The 20,472-nt window shown below is 59.0% G+C and carries 17 protein-coding genes; 13 read left to right on the forward strand and 4 right to left on the reverse strand.

All coding sequences use genetic code 11. From position 1 onward, the window contains the following. Nucleotides 1-94: 94 nt before the first annotated feature. Nucleotides 95-1,531 carry an alanine/glycine:cation symporter family protein gene (locus tag AWX27_RS12030; protein WP_060422389.1) on the reverse strand — a complete coding sequence of 479 codons (1,437 nt, stop codon included), beginning with the start codon at nt 1,529-1,531 and terminating at the stop codon, nt 95-97. 384 nt (nt 1,532-1,915) lie between these two features. Here AWX27_RS12030 and tal point away from each other — a divergent pair, with 384 nt between their 5' ends. The 3 genes from tal (at nt 1,916) to AWX27_RS12045 (ending at nt 5,040) form a co-directional block, all read left to right on the forward strand. Further along, nucleotides 1,916-2,869, forward strand: a complete 954-nt coding sequence (gene tal, locus AWX27_RS12035; RefSeq protein WP_004932982.1) for a transaldolase — start codon at nt 1,916-1,918, stop codon at nt 2,867-2,869. A 151-nt stretch (nt 2,870-3,020) separates the two neighbouring features. Then, the gene (mog, locus tag AWX27_RS12040) at nt 3,021-3,608 is read left to right on the forward strand and encodes a molybdopterin adenylyltransferase (protein WP_004932980.1); all 588 of its coding nucleotides are present in this window, start codon (nt 3,021-3,023) and stop codon (nt 3,606-3,608) included. A gap of 124 nt (nt 3,609-3,732) precedes the next feature. Then, the gene (locus AWX27_RS12045) at nt 3,733-5,040 is read left to right on the forward strand and encodes an MFS transporter (protein WP_060422391.1); all 1,308 of its coding nucleotides are present in this window, start codon (nt 3,733-3,735) and stop codon (nt 5,038-5,040) included. 44 nt (nt 5,041-5,084) lie between these two features. On the opposite strand, the gene satP is transcribed toward AWX27_RS12045, so the two are convergent. Then, nucleotides 5,085-5,684, reverse strand: coding sequence for an acetate uptake transporter (satP, locus tag AWX27_RS12050; protein ID WP_025301520.1), 600 nt, complete (start codon nt 5,682-5,684; stop codon nt 5,085-5,087). Between the two features lie 324 nt (nt 5,685-6,008). On the opposite strand from satP, the gene dnaK reads away from it, so the two are divergent. The 4 genes from dnaK (at nt 6,009) to nhaR (ending at nt 11,648) form a co-directional block, all read left to right on the forward strand. Next, entirely contained in the window at nt 6,009-7,922 is a 1,914-nt protein-coding gene (dnaK, locus tag AWX27_RS12055; protein WP_004932972.1) for a molecular chaperone DnaK, read from the forward strand. A 106-nt stretch (nt 7,923-8,028) separates the two neighbouring features. Then, complete coding sequence (gene dnaJ, locus AWX27_RS12060) at nt 8,029-9,153, forward strand: molecular chaperone DnaJ (RefSeq protein WP_004932969.1); 1,125 nt, start codon at nt 8,029-8,031, stop codon at nt 9,151-9,153. 236 nt (nt 9,154-9,389) lie between these two features. After that, nucleotides 9,390-10,556 carry a Na+/H+ antiporter NhaA gene (gene nhaA, locus AWX27_RS12065; protein WP_033649145.1) on the forward strand — a complete coding sequence of 389 codons (1,167 nt, stop codon included), beginning with the start codon at nt 9,390-9,392 and terminating at the stop codon, nt 10,554-10,556. 192 nt (nt 10,557-10,748) lie between these two features. Continuing rightward, on the forward strand, nt 10,749-11,648 hold the full coding sequence (nhaR, locus tag AWX27_RS12070) for a transcriptional activator NhaR (protein WP_004932962.1): 900 nt from the start codon (nt 10,749-10,751) through the stop codon (nt 11,646-11,648). A 71-nt stretch (nt 11,649-11,719) separates the two neighbouring features. Here the strand turns inward: nhaR and rpsT are convergent, their stop codons facing one another. Beyond that, nucleotides 11,720-11,983 (reverse strand): 30S ribosomal protein S20, encoded by a 264-nt coding sequence (rpsT, locus tag AWX27_RS12075; RefSeq protein WP_033637053.1) that lies wholly within the window; start codon nt 11,981-11,983, stop codon nt 11,720-11,722. A 390-nt stretch (nt 11,984-12,373) separates the two neighbouring features. On the opposite strand from rpsT, the gene ribF reads away from it, so the two are divergent. Genes ribF through ispH form a run of 5 tightly spaced genes read left to right on the forward strand, consistent with a single transcriptional unit; the run spans nt 12,374 to nt 18,090 of the window. Next, a complete protein-coding gene (gene ribF / locus AWX27_RS12080) occupies nt 12,374-13,312 on the forward strand; it encodes a bifunctional riboflavin kinase/FAD synthetase (RefSeq protein WP_033637054.1) in 939 nt (312 codons plus the stop codon). Nucleotides 13,313-13,344: 32 nt separating this feature from the next. Further along, entirely contained in the window at nt 13,345-16,161 is a 2,817-nt protein-coding gene (ileS, locus tag AWX27_RS12085) for an isoleucine--tRNA ligase (RefSeq protein WP_060422395.1), read from the forward strand. Nucleotides 16,162-16,174: 13 nt separating this feature from the next. Then, nucleotides 16,175-16,684 carry a signal peptidase II gene (gene lspA / locus AWX27_RS12090; protein WP_038873364.1) on the forward strand — a complete coding sequence of 170 codons (510 nt, stop codon included), beginning with the start codon at nt 16,175-16,177 and terminating at the stop codon, nt 16,682-16,684. A gap of 1 nt (nt 16,685) precedes the next feature. Next, on the forward strand, nt 16,686-17,156 hold the full coding sequence (gene fkpB / locus AWX27_RS12095; RefSeq protein WP_033637057.1) for an FKBP-type peptidyl-prolyl cis-trans isomerase: 471 nt from the start codon (nt 16,686-16,688) through the stop codon (nt 17,154-17,156). Then, nucleotides 17,137-18,090: a 4-hydroxy-3-methylbut-2-enyl diphosphate reductase gene (gene ispH, locus AWX27_RS12100; protein ID WP_038873368.1), complete on the forward strand. Its 954-nt coding sequence runs from the start codon at nt 17,137-17,139 to the stop codon at nt 18,088-18,090. Before fkpB ends, ispH begins: the two co-directional genes overlap by 20 nt. Before the next feature lie 274 nt (nt 18,091-18,364). Here ispH and AWX27_RS12105 read toward each other — a convergent pair whose 3' ends face one another. After that, nucleotides 18,365-19,291, reverse strand: coding sequence for a LysR family transcriptional regulator (locus AWX27_RS12105; protein WP_060422398.1), 927 nt, complete (start codon nt 19,289-19,291; stop codon nt 18,365-18,367). 191 nt (nt 19,292-19,482) lie between these two features. On the opposite strand from AWX27_RS12105, the gene pvcA reads away from it, so the two are divergent. Next, nucleotides 19,483-20,448: an L-tyrosine isonitrile synthase gene (gene pvcA / locus AWX27_RS12110; protein ID WP_060422401.1), complete on the forward strand. Its 966-nt coding sequence runs from the start codon at nt 19,483-19,485 to the stop codon at nt 20,446-20,448. Nucleotides 20,449-20,472: the final 24 nt, after the last annotated feature.

Raw genomic sequence — 20,472 nt, forward strand, 5'->3', positions numbered from 1 at the left:
TTTATCCAAGTGCGGATACTGTAGCAAAAAGCGCGGGAAAAAGGGGCAATCGGTCCAATAGGCCGGGGCGCGCACCGCACGCGCCCCGGAAAACTCAGTGCGGTGGTTGATGACCGTCCCACACGCCCGGCTCCAGCTGCGACTTCAGCTCCGGATAACGGTTGGCGTCAAAAGTCGGCAGCTTGCCCAGGCGGCGCTGGCGATGGTAGTCGTCGGCCAGCTTCAGCGCCACCCGCGACAGCAGCAGGATGGCCGTCAGGTTGGTGATGGCCATCAGCGCCATGGAGGTATCCGCCATTTTCCACACCAGCGGCAGCTCCGCCAGTGCGCCGAACATCACCATGCCCAACGCCACGCAGCGGAAAATGATCAGGCCGCCCGGATGGTTGTGCTCGAGGAACACCAGGTTGCTCTCGGCATAGGCGTAGTTGGCGATGATCGAGGTAAAGGCGAAGAAGAAGATGGCGATGGCGACGAACGGCGCCCCCCAACTGCCGACGGCGGTCGACAGCGCGCGCTGGGTCAGATCGATGCCGCTGATGCTGTCGGTCGGCTGATCGAGAATGCCGGAGGAGAGGATGATCGCCGCGGTGGCGCTGCAGATGACGATGGTATCGATAAATACCCCGAGCATTTGCACGTAGCCTTGCGAAGCCGGATGCGGCGGATAAGGCGAGGCGGACGCCGCCGCATTGGGCGCCGAGCCCATGCCGGCTTCGTTGGAGAACAGGCCGCGCTGCACGCCCTGGGTCATCGCCTGGGAGATGCCGTAACCGACGGCGCCGGCCGCAGCTTCCTGCAGGCCGAAGGCGCTTTTGAAGATCAGCGCCAGGATCGCCGGCATGTGTTCGATGTTATGGCCAATCACCCAGAGGGCCAATAGCAGGTAGGCGCCCGCCATCAGCGGCACCACCAGTTCGGCCACTTTGGCAATGGATCGAATGCCGCCGAAGATCACCACCCCGCTCAGCACCACCAGGCCGATGCCGACGTGCAGCGGCTGCAAATGGAAGGCGACGGCGGAGGCCTGGGCGATAGAGTTGGCCTGCACGGCGTTGAATACCAGGCCGAACGCGATGATCAGGAAGATGGAGAACAGCACGCCCATCCAGCGCATGCCGAGGCCCTTTTCCATATAGTAGGCCGGGCCGCCGCGGTAGTTGCCGTTATCGTCTTTGGTTTTGTAGAGCTGCGCCAGCGAGCTTTCCACAAAGGAGGTGGCCATGCCGATAAACGCCACCACCCACATCCAGAAGATGGCGCCGGGGCCGCCGGCGGTCAGGGCGATGGCGACGCCGGTCAGGTTGCCGGTGCCGACGCGCGCCGCCAGCGTGGTACACAGCGCCTGGAAAGAGGAGATGCCGGCGCTGTCGCTTTTATTGCTGTTTTTCAACACCGAGAACATGTGGCTGAAGTGGCGGAGCTGGATAAAACGGGTGCGCAACGTGAAGTAGATGCCGGTGCCGAGCAGCAGATAAATCAGCACCGACCCCCACAAAATATTGTTTATAAAGTTCATCAGGTCCGTCAAGGGATCCCTCCTCGTTATCGAAATTTAATGCGCACCTTGCAGCATCCACCGCAGGTGAAAAACATTGGCCTATTTTTTACAAGAGCTTAGCTGGAATTGGTCCGGCGTCAGTCGATTAAGATTTTTCGCAGATTAGCGGACGAATTGCATCAATTTTTTCGAATTTAACATAATTTATTCGGACAATAGCACGTTATTGCCTTTCCATCCGCTCGGTTATGGCGAAAGATATCGGCGTAAACGGTTGCTCGCCCAAGGATAAAACAGATGCTTGCGCGCCGCGGTTTTCCAGCCTTGCACCGGGCTTGGCGCATGTTATTATCAGGGTAGGGCATGGTTGAACAATGCCAAAAGTTCATGCACAAACGATGAGATAATGCCAACATGACCGACAAATTAACTTCCCTGCGCCAGCTGACCACGGTGGTTGCAGATACGGGTGATATCGCGGCAATGAAGCTGTATCAACCGCAGGACGCTACAACCAACCCTTCGCTGATCCTCAATGCAGCCCAAATTCCTGAATACCGCAAACTGATTGACGAAGCCATCGCCTGGGCGCGCGGCCAGAGCAGCGATCGCGAGCAGCAGATCGCCGACGCCGCCGACAAGCTGGCGGTCAACATCGGTCTGGAAATCCTCAAACTGGTTCCGGGCCGCATCTCCACCGAAGTGGATGCGCGTCTGTCTTACGACACCGTCGCCAGCGTGGCCAAGGCCAAGCGCCTGATCAAACTGTACAACGAAGCCGGCATCAGCAACGATCGCATCCTGATCAAACTGGCCTCGACCTGGCAGGGCATCCGCGCGGCGGAGCAGCTGGAGAAAGAAGGCATCAACTGTAACCTGACGCTGCTGTTCTCCTTCGCTCAGGCTCGCGCCTGTGCCGAAGCCGGCGTTTACCTGATCTCACCGTTCGTCGGCCGTATCCTCGACTGGTACAAAGCCAACGGCGACAAGAAAGAGTTCGCCCCGCACGAAGATCCGGGCGTGATCTCCGTGACCGAAATTTACCAGTACTACAAACAGCACGGTTACAACACCGTGGTGATGGGTGCCAGCTTCCGTAACGTCGGCGAAATCATCGAACTGGCCGGCTGTGACCGCCTGACCATCGCCCCTGCGCTGCTGAAAGAGCTGGCGGAGAGCGAAGGCGCGCTGGAGCGCAAACTGTCTTACACCGGTGAAGTGAAGGCGCGTCCTGCCGCACTGACCGAACCTGAGTTCTACTGGCAGCACAACCAGGATCCGATGGCGGTTGAGAAACTGACCGACGGTATCCGCAAGTTCGCCGTAGACCAGGGCAAACTGGAAAAAATGATCGCCGACCTGCTGTAATTCCCGCAGATCGCGCAGTAAAAAGGTGGCTCAGGCCACCTTTTTTTATGCCCGACGCTCCCGCCGGCGGGGGAAGCCCTTATACTCTCGGCAATGACAACAGAACGGGAGACGAACCCGTTCGGACCCCATCAGGCTGTAGAGGTTACGCATGGATATTTTACGTATTGGTTTGGTTTCCGTTTCCGATCGCGCTTCCGGCGGCGTTTATCAAGATAAAGGCATCCCGGCGCTGGAAGAGTGGCTGAGCGGCGCGCTGGCGACGCCGTTCAAGCTGGAAACCCGGCTGATCCCCGATGAGCAGACGCAAATTGAACAGACGCTGTGCGAGCTGGTGGACGAAATGGGCTGCCATCTGGTGCTGACCACCGGCGGCACCGGGCCGGCGCGCCGCGACGTCACCCCCGACGCCACGCTGGCGATCGCCGATCGTGTGATGCCCGGCTTCGGCGAGCAAATGCGTCAGATCAGCCTACACTATGTGCCAACGGCAATTCTTTCTCGCCAGGTGGGGGCGATCCGCAAACAGGCGCTGATCATCAACCTGCCCGGCCAACCGAAGTCGATCAAGGAAACGCTGGAAGGGGTAAAGGATGAGCAGGGCAATGCGGTGGTACACGGCATCTTCGCCAGCGTGCCTTATTGCATTCAACTGCTCGACGGGCCTTACGTCGAAACGCACGCCGCGGTGGTAGCAGCATTTCGGCCAAAGAGCGCGCGTCGCGAGATAAACCTCTAAATTTCAGCATTCTGCGAGATCGGATTCAGCCCGTCTGGTGTGAAAATAATTTGCCGCTATAGTAAGGATTCTTTTACAGAAAGCCTGCGGCTTTTATTTTTACAGCCTTTACCGACGGTGCCCTATGCCTCACGACACTAATCGCCGGCTGAACCGGCAAGACTACAAAACGCTGACGTTGGCCGCGTTGGGCGGCGCGCTGGAGTTTTACGACTTCATCATCTTCGTGTTCTTCGCCGCCGTGGTCGGCGATCTGTTCTTCCCGGCGGACATGCCGGAGTGGCTACGTCTGGTGCAAACCTTCGGCATCTTCGCCGCCGGCTATCTGGCCCGCCCGCTGGGCGGCATCGTGATGGCGCACTTCGGCGATCTGGTCGGCCGCAAGAAGATGTTTACCCTGAGCATTCTGCTGATGGCGTTGCCGACGTTGGCGATGGGCCTGCTGCCGACCTATGCCAGCATCGGCATTGCTGCGCCGCTGCTGCTGCTGTTGATGCGCGTGCTGCAGGGGGCGGCGATCGGCGGTGAGGTGCCGGGCGCCTGGGTCTTCGTTGCCGAACACGTGCCGCGCCGGCGCATCGGCTTCGCCTGCGGCACGCTGACCGCCGGGTTGACGGTGGGCATCCTGCTGGGCTCGGTGGTGGCGACGGTGATCAACACTACGCTCAGCCCGCAGAGTATCGCCGGCGGCGGCTGGCGCATTCCTTTCCTGTTGGGCGGCATGTTCGGCTTGGTGGCGATGTACCTGCGCCGCTGGCTGCAGGAAACGCCGATCTTCATCGAGATGCAGGCGCGTAAAGCGCTGGCCGAGGAGCTGCCGCTGAAGTCGGTGGTGCTCAACCACAAGCGGGAAGTGGTGGTATCGATGCTGCTGACCTGGCTGCTCTCCGCCGGCATCGTGGTGGTGATCCTGATGACCCCGACCTATCTGCAAAAGCAGTTCGGCATTGCGCCGGCCTTGACGCTGCAGGCCAACAGCATCGCCACCATCATGCTGATCGCCGGCTGCATCGTCGCCGGTTTATCGGCCGATCGCTTCGGCGCCAGCAAAACGCTGGTGGTCGGCAGTGTGCTGCTGGCCGGCTGCAGCTGGCTGTTCTATCAAACGGTGGGCGTGCACCCGGAAATGCTGTTCGCCTGCTATGCGCTGGTGGGGTTCAGCGTAGGCGTGGTGGGGGCCGTGCCGTACGTGATGGTGCGGGCGTTCCCGGCGGAAGTACGGTTTACCGGCATCTCGTTCTCATATAACGTCTCGTACGCTATTTTTGGCGGTTTAACCCCTATTTTTGTGACGCTGATCATGAAATTGACCCCGTTAGCGCCCGCTTACTACGTGTTGGCGCTGTCGCTCATCGGGCTGCTGCTCGGCTTCTACCTGCATCGCGATCTGAACAGCGAAGCCGGGGAGCGGCGAGCCGATTCCTACAGCTAAAAAAAAGCCCTGCACTGCAGGGCTTTTTCATCAGGGGAGGGCGATTACGCCGTGACCGGCGAGGCCGCGACGCGGGCCGGAGCCGGCTCGCCAATCGGCAGCACGGTGCGGCCGTATTGTTCGTTGAGCACTTCGGCCATCGCCAGGTAAATGGCGCTGGCGCCGCAGATGATGCCTTCATAGCCGGCGAAGGTCAGCAGCGCATGATTGCCGGTGATGTTGCCGACGGCCAGCAGGGCGAACAGCAGCGTGAGGCTGGCGAACACGAACTGCAGCACGCGGTTGGCGGCCAGGGTGCCGAAGAACATGAACAGGGTGAAGACGCCCCACAGTGCCAGGTAGATGCCCAGCACGTGCGCCTCGGTGGCCTCAGCCAGGCCCAGACGCGGCAGCAGCAGCAGGCCGACCAGGCTCAGCCAGAAGCTGCCGTAGGCGGTGAAAGCGGTCATGCCGAAGGTGTTGCCCTTCTTGTATTCCAGCAGACCGGCCAGGATCTGGGCCAGGCCACCGAAGAAAATCCCCATGCTGATGATGGCGGAGTTCAGTGGGAAAAAGCCCGCGTTGTGCAGGTTCAGCAAGACGGTGGTCATCCCGAAGCCCATCAGGCCGAGAGGGCCGGGATTCGCCAACTTGTTGGTGTGCATAAGTCCTCTGCGATAACAGAAAATTAACGGAAACAGCGAAGTAAAATAATAAATGGTCTGAATGGCCAAAAAATCGAAGTTTTCCACCAGAGCGCGCGCATCATAATGATCCCCGCAGCCGGAAACAATGATCTGAATGACGATAAAAAAAGAAATTTTTTTCGCCTTGCCCCTTGATGCCGGATTGGATGGCCCCATCTTATTTGCAACCGCAGTTGCTAACCGCGGGTCGCACTGAGATATCGGGCAGTTGAAAAGCAAAAAATCGCCCGCATATAGGTTAGCAACCTGACTGATTATGAATTTTTTAGTGGAGACGTTTAGATGGGTAAAATTATTGGTATCGACCTGGGTACTACCAACTCTTGCGTAGCAATTATGGATGGTGCCAAGGCACGCGTGCTGGAAAACGCCGAGGGCGACCGCACCACTCCTTCTATTATCGCATATACCCAGGACGGTGAAACTCTGGTTGGCCAGCCGGCTAAGCGTCAGGCAGTGACCAACCCTGAAAACACCTTGTTCGCCATCAAGCGCCTGATCGGTCGCCGCTTCCAGGATGAAGAAGCGCAGCGCGACAAAGCGATCATGCCGTACAAAATCGTCGAAGCCGACAACGGCGACGCTTGGCTGGAAGTGAAAGGCCAGAAAATGGCTCCGCCGCAGATCTCTGCGGAAGTGCTGAAGAAAATGAAGAAAACGGCGGAAGATTACCTGGGTGAACCGGTAACTGAAGCGGTTATCACCGTACCGGCTTACTTCAACGACGCCCAGCGTCAGGCGACCAAAGACGCCGGCCGCATCGCGGGTCTGGAAGTCAAGCGCATCATCAACGAACCAACCGCTGCGGCCCTGGCCTACGGTCTGGACAAAGAAGTTGGCAACCGCACCATCGCGGTTTATGACCTGGGCGGCGGTACTTTCGATATCTCCATCATCGAAATCGACGACGTTGACGGCGAAAAAACCTTCGAAGTGCTGGCGACCAACGGTGACACCCACCTGGGTGGCGAAGACTTCGACAGCCGTCTGATCAACTACCTGGTGGAAGAGTTCAAGAAAGATCAGGGTATCGATCTGCGCAACGATCCGCTGGCGATGCAGCGTCTGAAAGAAGCCGCTGAGAAAGCGAAGATCGAACTGTCTTCCGCTCAGCAGACCGACGTTAACCTGCCGTACATCACTGCAGACGCGACCGGTCCAAAACACATGAACATCAAAGTGACTCGCGCCAAACTCGAGTCGCTGGTTGAAGATCTGGTTGCACGTTCTATCGAGCCGCTGAAAGTGGCGCTGAAAGACGCAGGCCTGTCGGTTTCCGACATCCAGGACGTGATCCTGGTGGGCGGCCAGACCCGTATGCCAATGGTGCAGAAGAAAGTCGCAGACTTCTTCGGCAAAGAGCCGCGTAAAGACGTGAACCCGGACGAAGCGGTTGCCGTGGGCGCTGCGGTACAGGGCGGCGTGTTGGCCGGTGATGTGAAGGACGTTCTGCTGCTGGACGTGACCCCGCTGTCGCTGGGTATCGAAACCATGGGCAGCGTGATGACGCCGCTGATCACCAAAAACACCACGATCCCGACCAAGCACAGCCAGGTGTTCTCTACCGCTGAAGACAACCAGTCTGCGGTAACCATCCACGTGCTGCAGGGTGAGCGTAAGCGCGCCAGCGATAACAAATCTCTGGGCCAGTTCAACCTGGACGGCATTCAGGCGGCACCGCGCGGCATGGCGCAGATCGAAGTGACCTTCGATATCGATGCCGACGGCATCCTGCACGTGTCTGCCAAAGACAAGAACACCGGTCGTGAGCAGAAGATCACCATCAAGGCATCTTCTGGCCTGAACGAAGACGAAATCCAGAAAATGGTGCGCGACGCCGAGCTGAACGCTGAAGCCGACCGCAAGTTCGAAGAGCTGGTACAGACACGTAACCAGGCCGATCACCTGATCCACGGCACTCGCAAGCAGCTGGAAGAAGCGGGCGACAAACTGCCGGCGGAAGACAAAACGGCGATCGAAGCGGCGCTGAAAGATCTGGAAGCGGCGGTGAAAGGCGAAGATAAAGCCGAGATCGAAGCGAAGACTCAGGCTCTGGTGCAGGTTTCCGGCAAACTGCTGGAAATGGCCCAGGCGCAGCAGGCTCAGCAGGGTGCTGACGCCGGCGCGGACAACGCGGCGCAGAAAGACGACGACGTGGTTGACGCTGAGTTCGAAGAAGTTAAAGACAAAAAATAATCGCCCTTAAGCGGGCACGGGGCGGCCGAGATGCCGCTCCCGGAAACCAGCACGGGCGTCGAGGCAACTCTGCGCCCGTGCACGCATGTTAAGGGTAAGCGAAAGAATGGCGAAGAAAGACTATTACGAGATTCTCGGCGTCAGCAAGACGGCGGATGAACGTGAGATCAAAAAGGCGTACAAACGCCTGGCGATGAAATACCATCCTGACCGCAACCAGGAACAAGACGCCGAAACCAAGTTTAAAGAAGTTAAAGAAGCTTACGAAGTCCTGACCGACGACCAGAAACGCGCGGCCTACGATCAGTACGGGCACGCGGCATTTGAACAGGGCGGCATGGGCGGCGGCGGCTTTGGCGGCGGTGCCGACTTCAGCGATATCTTTGGCGACGTGTTTGGCGACATCTTCGGCGGAGGCCGCCGTCAGCGCGCCAGCCGCGGTTCCGATCTGCGCTATAACATGGAGCTGACCCTCGAGGAAGCGGTACGTGGCGTCACCAAAGAGATCCGCATCCCGACGCTGGAAGAGTGCGACGTCTGCCACGGCAGCGGCGCCAAGCCGGGCAGCTCGCCGGTAACCTGCCCAACCTGTCACGGCCAGGGCCAGGTGCAGATGCGTCAGGGCTTCTTCACCGTGCAGCAGGCGTGTCCGCACTGCCATGGCCGCGGTCAGATCATCAAAGATCCGTGCAACAAGTGCCACGGCCACGGCCGGGTAGAAAAATCCAAAACGCTGTCGGTGAAAATTCCGGCCGGCGTCGATACCGGTGACCGCATCCGCCTGGCGGGTGAAGGCGAAGCCGGCGAGCACGGCGCACCGGCGGGCGATCTGTACGTTCAGGTGCAGGTGAAGGCGCACCCGATCTTCGAGCGCGAAGGCAACAACCTGTACTGTGAAGTGCCGATCAACTTCGCCATGGCGGCGCTGGGCGGCGAGATTGAAGTGCCGACGCTGGACGGCCGGGTGAAACTGAAGGTGCCTTCGGAGACCCAAACCGGCAAACTGTTCCGCATGCGCGGCAAGGGTGTGAAATCGGTGCGTGGTGGCAGCCAGGGCGACCTGCTGTGCCGCGTAGTAGTGGAAACCCCGGTCAATCTGAACGACAAGCAGAAGCAATTGCTGCGCGAACTGGAAGAGAGCCTGGGCGGCCCGTCCGGTGACAAGAACAGCCCGCGTTCGAAGAGCTTCTTCGACGGGGTGAAAAAGTTCTTTGACGACCTGACTCGTTAACCTGCTGTTTCTGCTGGGTTATATTAGAACCCCGGGCGTCTGTCCCGGGGTTTTTATTTGCATGTTGCACCCCTAATTCCCTATAAATAATGTGACTTATTCGTGCTTTTAATCGGTTTTATCGAGTTATTTAGCATTTATAAACTTATTTTTTCGAACTAAAACGCCCTCTATACTCACTTCATGACTGTGGTTCGCAGGGCGCTACGCCCTGCACGGATTTGGAGAGACGTATTGTGACCAACATCATTCGTCAATTTTTACGTCAGGAAGCCGCGGGCGGCATCATTCTGATCGCGGCGGCGATCGTCGCCCTGATCATGGCCAACACCCCGGCGCAGGGGATCTATCAGGCATTCCTCAACCTGCCGGTGATGGTAAAAATTGCTTCGCTGGAGATCGCCAAGCCGCTGCTGCTGTGGATCAACGACGGCCTGATGGCCATCTTCTTCCTGGTGGTGGGGCTCGAGGTTAAGCGCGAGCTGATGCAGGGCTCGCTGTCCGGGCGTGACAAGGCGGTGTTTCCGGCGATCGCCGCGCTGGGCGGTATGCTGGCGCCGGCGCTGATTTACCTGCTGTTCAACGGCGCGGATGAAGTCACCCGCCAGGGCTGGGCGATCCCGGCCGCGACCGATATCGCCTTCGCGCTGGGCGTAATGGCGCTGCTGGGCAACCGCGTACCGACCAGCCTGAAAGTGTTCCTGCTGGCGTTGGCGATCATCGATGACCTGGGCGTGATTATCATCATCGCGCTGTTCTACACCCATGAAGTGTCGATGGTGGCGCTGGGCGTGGCGGCGGCGGCGACGGTGCTGCTGGCGGTGATGAACTGGCGTGGCGTGGGTAAAACCTCGCTGTACATGATGGTCGGCCTGGTGTTGTGGGTCGCGATCCTCAAGTCCGGGGTACACGCGACGCTGGCCGGGGTGATCGTCGGCTTTATGATCCCGCTGAACGTGAAGAAGGGGCCGTCGCCGTCGGAAACGCTGGAGCATGAGCTGCACCCTTGGGTCGCGTTTATGATCCTGCCGCTGTTCGCATTCGCCAACGCCGGGGTTTCTTTGCAGGGCGTATCGCTGGAAGGATTGACGTCGCTGCTGCCGGTCGGGATTGCGGCCGGGCTGTTTATCGGCAAGCCGCTGGGGATTTTCCTCTTCAGCCTGCTGGCGGTGAAAATGGGCATCGCCCGCTTGCCTGAGGGGATCGGTTTCAAACAGGTGTTTGCCGTTTCGGTGCTCTGTGGTATTGGTTTCACCATGTCGATTTTCATCGCCTCGCTGGCGTTTGGCGATGCGGATGCGGCACTCAGCACCTATTCCCGCCTGGGGATCCTGCTGGGCTCCACTGCGGCGGCGGTGGTAGGGTATGGGTTGCTGCGTCTGGCGTTGCCGCGGGTGCGTTAATCCTGCGTGTGCCCGATAAGGGCACACAATAAAATGGCTGGTCGGAGCTGCGCGGTATAAAATATGTGCAGCTTCGGCCGTTCTTCGTTGGGACTAATGGGGCTATACGTTGTCTGAAGCAGGGAAAGGAAGTTTGTCGCTCGTCACGGCACACCGTTTGCCGCTGCGAAACGTTGTTAAGGAGAGCCGCTCGTGAGGATGTCGCATATCAACTTTAATCACCTTTATTATTTCTGGCAGGTCTGCAAGGCCGGTTCCGTGGTCGGTGCCGCCGAAGCGTTGTTTTTGACGCCGCAGACCATCACCGGCCAGATCAAAGCGCTGGAGGAGCGGTTGGACGGCAAGCTGTTCAAACGCCAGGGGCGCGGGTTGGTACCTTCGGAGCTGGGGCAGCTGGTGTTCCGCTATGCCGACAAGATGTTTATGCTCAGCCAGGAAATGCTGGATATCGTCAACTACCGCAAAGAGTCGAACCTGCTGTTCGACGTTGGCGTGGCGGACGCGCTGTCGAAGCGCCTGGTCAGCCAGGTGTTGGAAACGGCGGTAGTGGTGGATAACGAACAGATCCACCTGCGCTGTTTTGAATCGACGCACGAGATGCTGTTGGAGCAGCTCAGCCAGCACAAGCTGGATATGATCCTGTCGGATTGCCCGGTGGATTCCAGCCAGCAGGAAGGGCTGTTCTCGCTGAAGCTGGGCGAGTGCGGCATCAGCTTCTTCTGCCGCCAGCCGGCGCCGGAGTTGCCGTTCCCGGCCTGCCTGGAGCAGCGCAAGCTGCTGATCCCCGGCCGCCGCTCGATGCTGGGGCGCAAGCTGCTCAACTGGTTCAATACGCAGGGCATTCAGGTGGAGATCCTGGGGGAGTTCGACGATGCGGCGCTGATGAAGGCCTTCGGCATGTATCACAATGCGATTTTCGTGGCGCCGACGCTGTATGCGCAGGATACCTATAACGATGACAACGTGGTGGAGATTGGGCGCATCGACAGCGTGCAGGAGGAGTATTACATCATCTTCGCCGAGCGCATGATCCAGCATCCGGCGGTGCAGCGCGTGTGCAACAAAGACTTCTCGGCGCTGTTTTCCTGCTAGTGGTTCACTGAACGCAGGGCGTAAAAAAACCGGCCTGAGCCGGTTTTTTTATCAAGCAGATAACGAAATGCTTATTGCATTGCGTTGATGCGTGCAGTCAGGTTTGACTTATGACGCGCTGCTTTGTTTTTGTGGATCAGGCCTTTAGCTGCCTGACGGTCCACCAGTGGCTGCATTACCAGGAATGCAGTTTGTGCTGCTTCTTTGTCGCCAGCTGCGATAGCTGCGTCTACCTTCTTGATGAAGGTACGCACCATTGAGCGACGGCTAGCGTTATGCTTGCGGCGTTTCTCAGACTGTACGGCGCGTTTCTTAGCTGATTTGATATTAGCCAAGGTCCAACTCCCAAATATATTCTATTGAGGACAATTCAAAGGCCGAGGAATATGCCCTTTTAGCCTTCGTTTGTCAATGGATTTGTGCAAATAAGCGCCGTTTGTACAGGCGGCACTCGCTACGTTGTGATGGCGCAGGATTTTACCAGCTTCGCTCTTGGGAATACAGTGTTTCGCGAGAAAATTCGCCAATGTTTTGCCGCGGCGGACGCAAGCCGTTGGCCGTGGTCGAGAATCGGCCCGGCAGTGCCGGATAAACTGCGGCGAAGCCGTTTCACGCGCAGATTATCTCCGGTATGGTATGTCTATTACATAAAGGCACCAATCGCGGGTTAACCTTACCGGCTGTACAAGGTATAATCCGCCGATTTCCACTGTTTTGAGCCAGCTATGGAGCTAATTCGCGGCATTCACAATATCCGGGCGCGCCACCATGGTTGCGTGCTCACCATCGGCAACTTTGACGGCGTACACCGCGGTCATCAGGCGCTGCTGGAGCAGTTGAAGCAACAAGGGCAACGCCTCGGGCTGCCGGTGATGGTCATGATCTTTGAGCCGCAGCCGCTGGAGATGTTCGCCGCAGACAAGGCGCCGGCCCGCTTGACGCGCCTGCGCGACAAGGCCAACTACCTGGCGCAGGCGGGCGTCGATTACCTGCTGTGCGTCAAGTTCGATCCGCGTTTTGCCGCCAACACCGCGCAGGCGTTCGTCGCCGAGCTGCTGGTGGAAAAACTGGGCGTCAAATTCCTGATGGTGGGGGATGATTTTCGCTTTGGCGCCGGGCGTCAGGGCGATTTTCCGCTATTGCAGCAGGCCGGAAAAGAGTACGGCTTCGAGGTGGTCAGCACCCCGACCTTCCGCGAAGGCGAGCGGCGCATCAGCAGCACCGCGATCCGCACCGCGCTGAGCGAGGACGATCTGCCGCTGGCGGAGACACTGCTGGGCCACCCATACAGCATTTCCGGGCGCGTGGTGCACGGCGACGAGCTGGGCCGCACCATCGGCTTCCCGACCGCCAACCTGCCGCTCAAGCGCCTGGTGGCGCCGGTGAAAGGGGTGTATGCGGTAGAAGTGTACGGCCTGGGGCCGCAGCCGCTGCCGGGCGTGGCCAATATCGGTACGCGCCCGACCGTCGCCGGCGTGCGCCAGCAGCTGGAAGTGCATCTGCTGGATGTCACAATGGATCTTTACGGGCGCCATATTGAGGTGGTGCTCCGCGCAAAATTGCGCAATGAACAACGGTTTGCTTCGCTCGATGCCCTGAAGCAGCAAATCGCCAATGATGTGGTGACGGCCCGGAAGTTCTTCGGGCTACAGACACCGGTTTAATCTCTATAGCCGAAAACGGAACCGAGAATCTAATGAGTGACTACAAGAATACCCTGAACTTGCCGGAAACAGGGTTCCCGATGCGCGGCGACCTCGCCAAGCGCGAACCTGGCATGCTGCAACGTTGGTATGAACAGGATCTGTACGGGATTATTCGTACTGCCAAAAAGGGCAAAAAAACCTTCATTTTGCATGACGGCCCTCCGTATGCGAACGGCAGCATTCACATTGGTCACTCGGTTAACAAGATTCTCAAAGACATTATCATCAAGTCGAAAGGGATGGCCGGCTTCGACTCGCCTTATGTGCCGGGTTGGGACTGCCACGGCCTGCCTATCGAACTGAAGGTTGAACAGCTGTACGGCAAACCGGGCGAGAAGCTGACGGCGGCCGAGTTCCGCCAGAAGTGCCGCGAGTACGCGGCCGAGCAGGTTGAAGGCCAGAAGAAGGACTTCATCCGCCTGGGCGTGCTGGGCGACTGGGATCGCCCATACCTGACCATGGACTTCAAAACCGAAGCCAACATCATCCGCGCGCTGGGCAAGATCATCAGCAACGGCCACCTGCTGAAAGGCGCCAAGCCGGTTCACTGGTGCACCGACTGCGGATCGTCGCTGGCGGAAGCGGAAGTGGAGTACTACGACAAGACTTCGCCGTCGATCGACGTGACCTTCCATGCGGCCGACGCGGCTGCCGTGGCGGCCAAGTTCGGCGTGAGCCACTTCAACGGGACTATCTCCCTGGTTATCTGGACCACCACCCCGTGGACCCTGCCGGCCAACCGCGCGATCTCGCTGCATCCGGACTTCACCTATCAGCTGGTGCAGGTTGACGGCCAGTGCCTGATCCTGGCGGCCGAGCTGGTGGAAAGCGTGATGAAACGCGCCGGCATCACCGAATGGACGGTGCTGGGCAACTGCAAAGGCGCCGATCTGGAGCTGCTGCGCTTCAAACACCCGTTCATGGACTTCGACGTGCCGGCGATCCTCGGCGAGCACGTGACGCTGGACGCCGGTACCGGTGCGGTGCATACCGCAGGCGGTCATGGCCCGGATGACTTCGTCATCAGCCAAAAATACGGTCTGGAGATCGCCAACCCGGTAGGGCCGAACGGCTGCTACCTGACCGGCACTCACCCGCTGCTGGACGGCAAGTTCGTCTTCAAGGCCAACGATCTGATCGTCGACCTGCTGCGTGAGAAAGGCGCGCTGCTGCACGTCGAGAAGTTCCTGCACAGCTATCCGTGCTGCTGGCGCCACAAGACGCCGATCATCTTCCGCGCCACGCCGCAATGGTTCGTCAGCATGGATCAGAAAGGCCTGCGTCAGCAGTCGCTGGAAGAGATCAAAGGCGTGCAGTGGATCCCGGATTGGGGCCAGGCGCGCATCGAAATGATGGTGGCCAACCGCCCGGACTGGTGCATCTCGCGTCAGCGCACCTGGGGCGTGCCGATGTCGCTGTTCGTGCACAAAGAAACCGAGCAGCTGCACCCGCGCACCGTTGAGCTGATGGAAGAAGTGGCCAAGCGCGTCGAGCAAGACGGCATTCAGGCCTGGTGGGATCTGGACGCGGCCGATATCCTCGGCGCGGAAGCCGCCGACTACGTGAAAGTGCCGGATACGCTGGACGTGTGGTTCGACTCCGGTTCCACCCACGCTTCGGTGGTCGACGTGCGCCCTGAGTTCCAGGGACACAGCGCCGACATGTATCTGGAAGGCTCCGACCAACACCGCGGCTGGTTCATGTCATCGCTGATGATCTCCACCGCGATGAAAGGCAAGGCGCCTTATAAAGAAGTGCTGACCCACGGCTTCACCGTCGACGGCCAGGGCCGCAAGATGTCCAAGTCGATCGGCAACACCGTCAGCCCGCAGGACGTGATGAACAAGCTGGGCGGCGACATTCTGCGTCTGTGGGTGGCATCGACCGATTACACCGGCGAAATCGCGGTCTCCGACGAGATCCTCAAGCGCTCCGCAGACTCTTATCGCCGCATCCGCAACACCGCGCGCTTCCTGCTGGCCAACCTGAACGGGTTCGAGCCGAGCACCGATTGCGTGGCGCCGGAAGACATGGTGGTGCTGGATCGCTGGGCGGTCGGCCGTGCGCTGGCGGCGCAGCAGGATATCGAGCAGGCTTACGCTAACTATGATTTCCACGAAGTGGTGCAGCGTCTGATGCAGTTCTGCTCGGTCGAGATGGGCTCCTTCTATCTGGATATCATCAAGGATCGTCAGTACACCGCGAAGAGCGACAGCGTCGCCCGCCGCAGCTGCCAGACCGCGCTGTATCACATCGTGGAAGCGCTGGTGCGCTGGATGGCGCCGATCATGTCGTTCACTGCGGACGAGATCTGGGGCTTCATGCCGGGCAAACGCGCGCAGTACGTGTTTACCGAAGAGTGGTACGACGGCCTGTTCGGGCTGGCGGAAGGCGAGCCGATGAACGACGCTTTCTGGGCCGAGCTGCTGAAAGTGCGCGGCGAAGTGAACAAGGTGCTGGAGCAGGCGCGTGCCGACAAACGCCTCGGCGGCTCGCTGGAAGCGGCGGTAACGCTGTATGCCGACAGCGAGCTGGCGGCGCGCCTGAACAGCCTGCAGGATGAGCTGCGCTTCGTGCTGCTGACCTCTGCGGCAAGCGTTGCGCCATTGGCGGATGCGCCGGCCGACGCGCAGGCTTCCGAGCTGCTGAAAGGGCTGAAGATCGCCTTCAGCACGGCACCGGGTGAGAAGTGCCCGCGCTGCTGGCATTACACCACCGATATCGGCCTGGTGGCGGAACACGCAGACATCTGCGGCCGCTGTGTGAGCAACGTCGCCGGTGACGGCGAGAAGCGTAACTTTGCCTGAGAACTCGCGCCTGATGAGTAAATCAATTTGTTCGACCGGCCTGCGTTGGCTGTGGGTTGTGGTGGCGGTGCTGGCGCTGGATTTTGGCAGCAAGCAGTGGATCCTCGCTAACTTTACGCTGGGCCAGTCCCAGCCGTTGATCCCGTCGTTCAACCTGTTTTACGCGCGCAACTACGGCGCTGCGTTCAGCTTCCTGGCCGACCATGGCGGCTGGCAGCGCTGGTTCTTCGCCGGCATCGCCATCGCCATCGTTGCGGTGCTGCTGGTGATGATGTACCGCAGCACCGCGCAGCAGAAGCTGAACAACATCGCCTACGCCTTTATTATCGGCGGGGCGTTGGGCAATCTGTTCGATCGCCTGTGGCACGGTTTCGTGGTCGATTTCATCGACTTCTACGTCGGTGACTGGCACTACCCGACCTTCAATCTGGCGGACAGCTTCATCTGCGTGGGCGCGGCGATGATCGTGCTGGAAGGTTTCCTGTCGCCGGCGAACAAAGACGCAAAGAGTAAAGGTGAGTAATATGACGGCTCAGGTTATCAGTGACAGCGCGGTGCTGGTTCACTTTACGCTGAAACTGGAAGACGGTTCGACCGCCGAATCCACCCGCAGCAGCGGCAAGCCGGCGCTGTTCCGCCTGGGTGACGGCAGCCTGTCGGCACCGCTGGAAGCGCAGCTGCTTGGCCTGCGCGCGGGCGACAAATGCGCCTTTACCCTGCAGCCGGAAGCGGCGTTCGGCGCGGAGAACCCGGATCTGGTCCAGTTCTTCTCGCGCCGCGACTTCGCGGAAACCGGCGTGCCGGACGTGGGCACCATCATGCTGTTTACCGCCATCGACGGCAGTGAAATGCCGGGCGTGGTGCGCGCGGTGGCGGAAGATTCGATCACCGTCGATTTCAACCATCCGCTGGCGGGCCATCCGGTGACCTTCGATATCGAAGTGCTGGAGATCGATCCGCAGCAGGAGGAGATGCATGCAAATATTGCTGGCTAACCCGCGCGGCTTCTGCGCCGGGGTTGATCGTGCGATCAGCATCGTGGAACGCGCGCTGGAACTGTATGGCGCACCGATCTACGTGCGGCATGAAGTGGTGCACAACCGCTACGTGGTCGACAGCCTGCGTGAGCGCGGCGCGGTGTTTATCGAAGAGATCGCGGAAGTGCCGGACGGCTCTATCCTGATCTTCTCGGCGCACGGCGTTTCTCAGGCGGTGCGCGCCGAAGCCAAGGCGCGCGATCTGACCATGCTGTTCGACGCCACTTGCCCGCTGGTGACCAAGGTGCATATGGAAGTGGCGCGCGCCAGCCGCCGCGGCACCGAAGCGATTCTGATTGGCCACGCCGGGCACCCGGAAGTGGAAGGCACCATGGGCCAGTACAGCAACCCGCAGGGCGGCATGTACCTGGTCGAGTCGCCGGAAGACGTGTGGAAGCTGCAGGTGAAAGATGAAAGCAACCTGTGCTTCATGACGCAGACCACGCTGTCGGTAGATGATACCTCGGACGTGATCGACGCCCTGCGCCAGCGTTTCCCGAGCATTATCGGCCCGCGCAAGGATGACATTTGCTACGCCACCACCAACCGTCAGGAAGCGGTGCGTAACCTGGCCGGCGATGCGGACGTGGTGCTGGTGGTGGGGTCAAAAAACTCCTCCAACTCCAACCGACTGGCGGAACTGGCGCAGCGCGTCGGCAAACCGGCTTATCTTATCGATTCGGCGGCGGATATTCAGGAGAGCTGGCTGAGCGGGGCGCGCCATATCGGCGTTACCGCCGGTGCCTCAGCGCCGGACGTGCTGGTGCAGGAGGTGATCTCTCGCCTGAAAGCGCTGGGCGGTATGGACGTGCATGAAATCAGCGGGCGTGAAGAGAACATCGTGTTCGAAGTGCCGAAAGAGCTGCGCGTGGACGTTCGTCAGATAGACTGACAGGCGCCGGCGGATGACAACGGGGAGCCCAGGCTTCCCGTTTTTTTTGGGCATTCGCATGGCATTGAAAATAAAACGCTGCGCATATTCAAATTTTCTGCTAACTAAAGTCAAATTTATTCTGAGTATTTGAAATAGCGTCGGTGTCATTAATTATATAAGCTGACGAAAAGTCATTAATCAAGGTATCATTAGTCTGCAATCTAAATAAGGCCTGGCGTTGGCAAGGTGATTACAATAATTACAATAATGGGTGTTGCAGATGTTTCTTATTTTATTCCTGCCGAATATGTTCTAAGGCGTTTAATCCTTTCTCCTTTAAATAGAGCTTCATATGCTCCAGCAATCGTCGGACTTTTAATGGCTGAATCTCCCGACGCGGCATAATGGCATAGCAATTTATTTCCGGTAATCGCCAGTCGGGCAATATTTCAATCAGCTCGCCGCTGAGCAACTCACGCTCAACGTTGGCGAAGAAATTGCGAATGATACCCTTGCCGGTCAGCGCCAACTCCTTCATCGCCATACCGCTGTTGGTGAACAAGCGCCCGGTCATGCGCATGCGGTGTTCACCGCCGTCGCGATGGATCAGACGAACAAACTGCGGGTTGCCGAGCGGTGTAAAGGTCACCCAGTGGTGATGCGTCAGCGCCTGCGGCGAATCCGGCACGCCGTGGTGCGCCAGGTAGGCCGGCGAGGCGCACAGCACTTCGCGGCAGCGCGCCAGCCGGGTGGAAACGTAGCTGGAGTCGGCCAGCACGCCGCCGCGTATCGCCAGATCGATGCGTTGCGTGATGAGGTCTATCTTCTCATCGTGGATTTCCAGCCGCAGCGTGAGCCGCGGGTGCTCGTCGAGGAAGCTCTGCAGCGCCGGCACCAGATAGTGGGTGGCGAATTCGGTCGAGGTGGCGACGCGTAGTTCACCCACCAGTTCGCCACGCAGCGCGGCGATCCGTTGTTGGCCGCGTTCGGCGGCGTGGATCATCAGCAGGCAATCTTCATAAAAGCACAATCCGGCTTCGGTCAGACTCAATGAACGCGTCGACCGCAACAGTAATTGAATGCCCAGATGTTCCTCCAACTGGCGAATATGTTGGCTGACGGCCGAGGTCGTCATGCCCAATTCTTTTGCCGCCATGCTGAATGCGCCGCAATCGACCACTTTTGAGAAAATGGCCATGCGTTTTAAAATATTGCTCATAGTTTGTTAAGCACAACTTAACCAAGATTGTGAATTATACGGGCTAATAATATAGCACCATCTCTTCTATATTGCCTGAAGCATATAAACGCCGGGCTAATTATTATCTCGCAGAGGTTTTTTCTCTTTTTGATAAATCTTATTGCGCTTTTCAATAATACACCCGCGCCGCATCGCAACAGGAGCACATTGTGGACAGCGTTCAGAAAGATGAAATAGCGTTAAAAATCCTACGTGAATTATTGCAATACCGCCGCCGTTTCCCCGGTGGCGACACCTCAATTGCCGAAGAAGAACAACGGGTCACTCAGGTGCAATTGCCACGCATTCGGGCATTCATTGAAAACGAGCAGCGCATCGAATTCGTGCTGCCGGCCTTTCCGACCAAGTCGCCCAACACCAACAAGGTGATCGGCGCGGTGCCGGACATGGCGGAGCGGCTGTCGCTGATCTTCCTCAACTCGCTGTGCCAGCGTATTCAACTCTATTACCCGCCGGGTGCGCATATCGTTATCTGCTCCGACGGCCACGTGTTCGGCGATCTGATCCGCGTCAGCGACGAAGCGATCAACCACTATCAGCGCGAGATTGAAGGCCTGCTGCATGAAGTGGGTGCGACGCACCTGAGCGTGTTCAACCTCGGCGACGTCAAAGGCCTGGCGGAGCATACCGACGATTACGATCTGCTGCGCCGGCTGTTGGTGGACGGCTACGCCGAGTCGGAAGAGGCGATCAAGCAACAGCTGATGCAGGACGAACAGGGCCTCTTGCTGTACCGCGCCATCACGCGTTTCCTGTATGAAGACAGCCAGCTGCCGGGCTACAGCGGTTCCAACGCCGCGCTGCAGAAGGACGCCAAGCAGCGCGCCTGCGGCGTGATCCAACGCAGCTGGGCCTGGGGCAACCTGCTGGCGCAACATTTCCCGGCGGCGATCCGCCTGTCGATTCACCCGCAGCCGGTCGATAGCCTGAAAATGGGCATCCACATGATGCCGACCAAAGACGACTGGCTGACACCGTGGCACGGCGTGGCGGCGAACGTGAACGGCCAGTTCGTGCTGATGAAGCGTAAAGACGCGCAGAGCCTGGACGGCGAACTGGTGGAGATCCGCGGCACGCCGAGCCATTACCTGATCGAGCAGCCACAGATGGCCTGAGGCCGCCGCAGGCTTTTGCGCCCG

Source organism: Serratia sp. 2880STDY5682894, from assembly GCF_001537385.1.
Lineage (GTDB): Bacteria > Pseudomonadota > Gammaproteobacteria > Enterobacterales > Enterobacteriaceae > Serratia > Serratia nevei.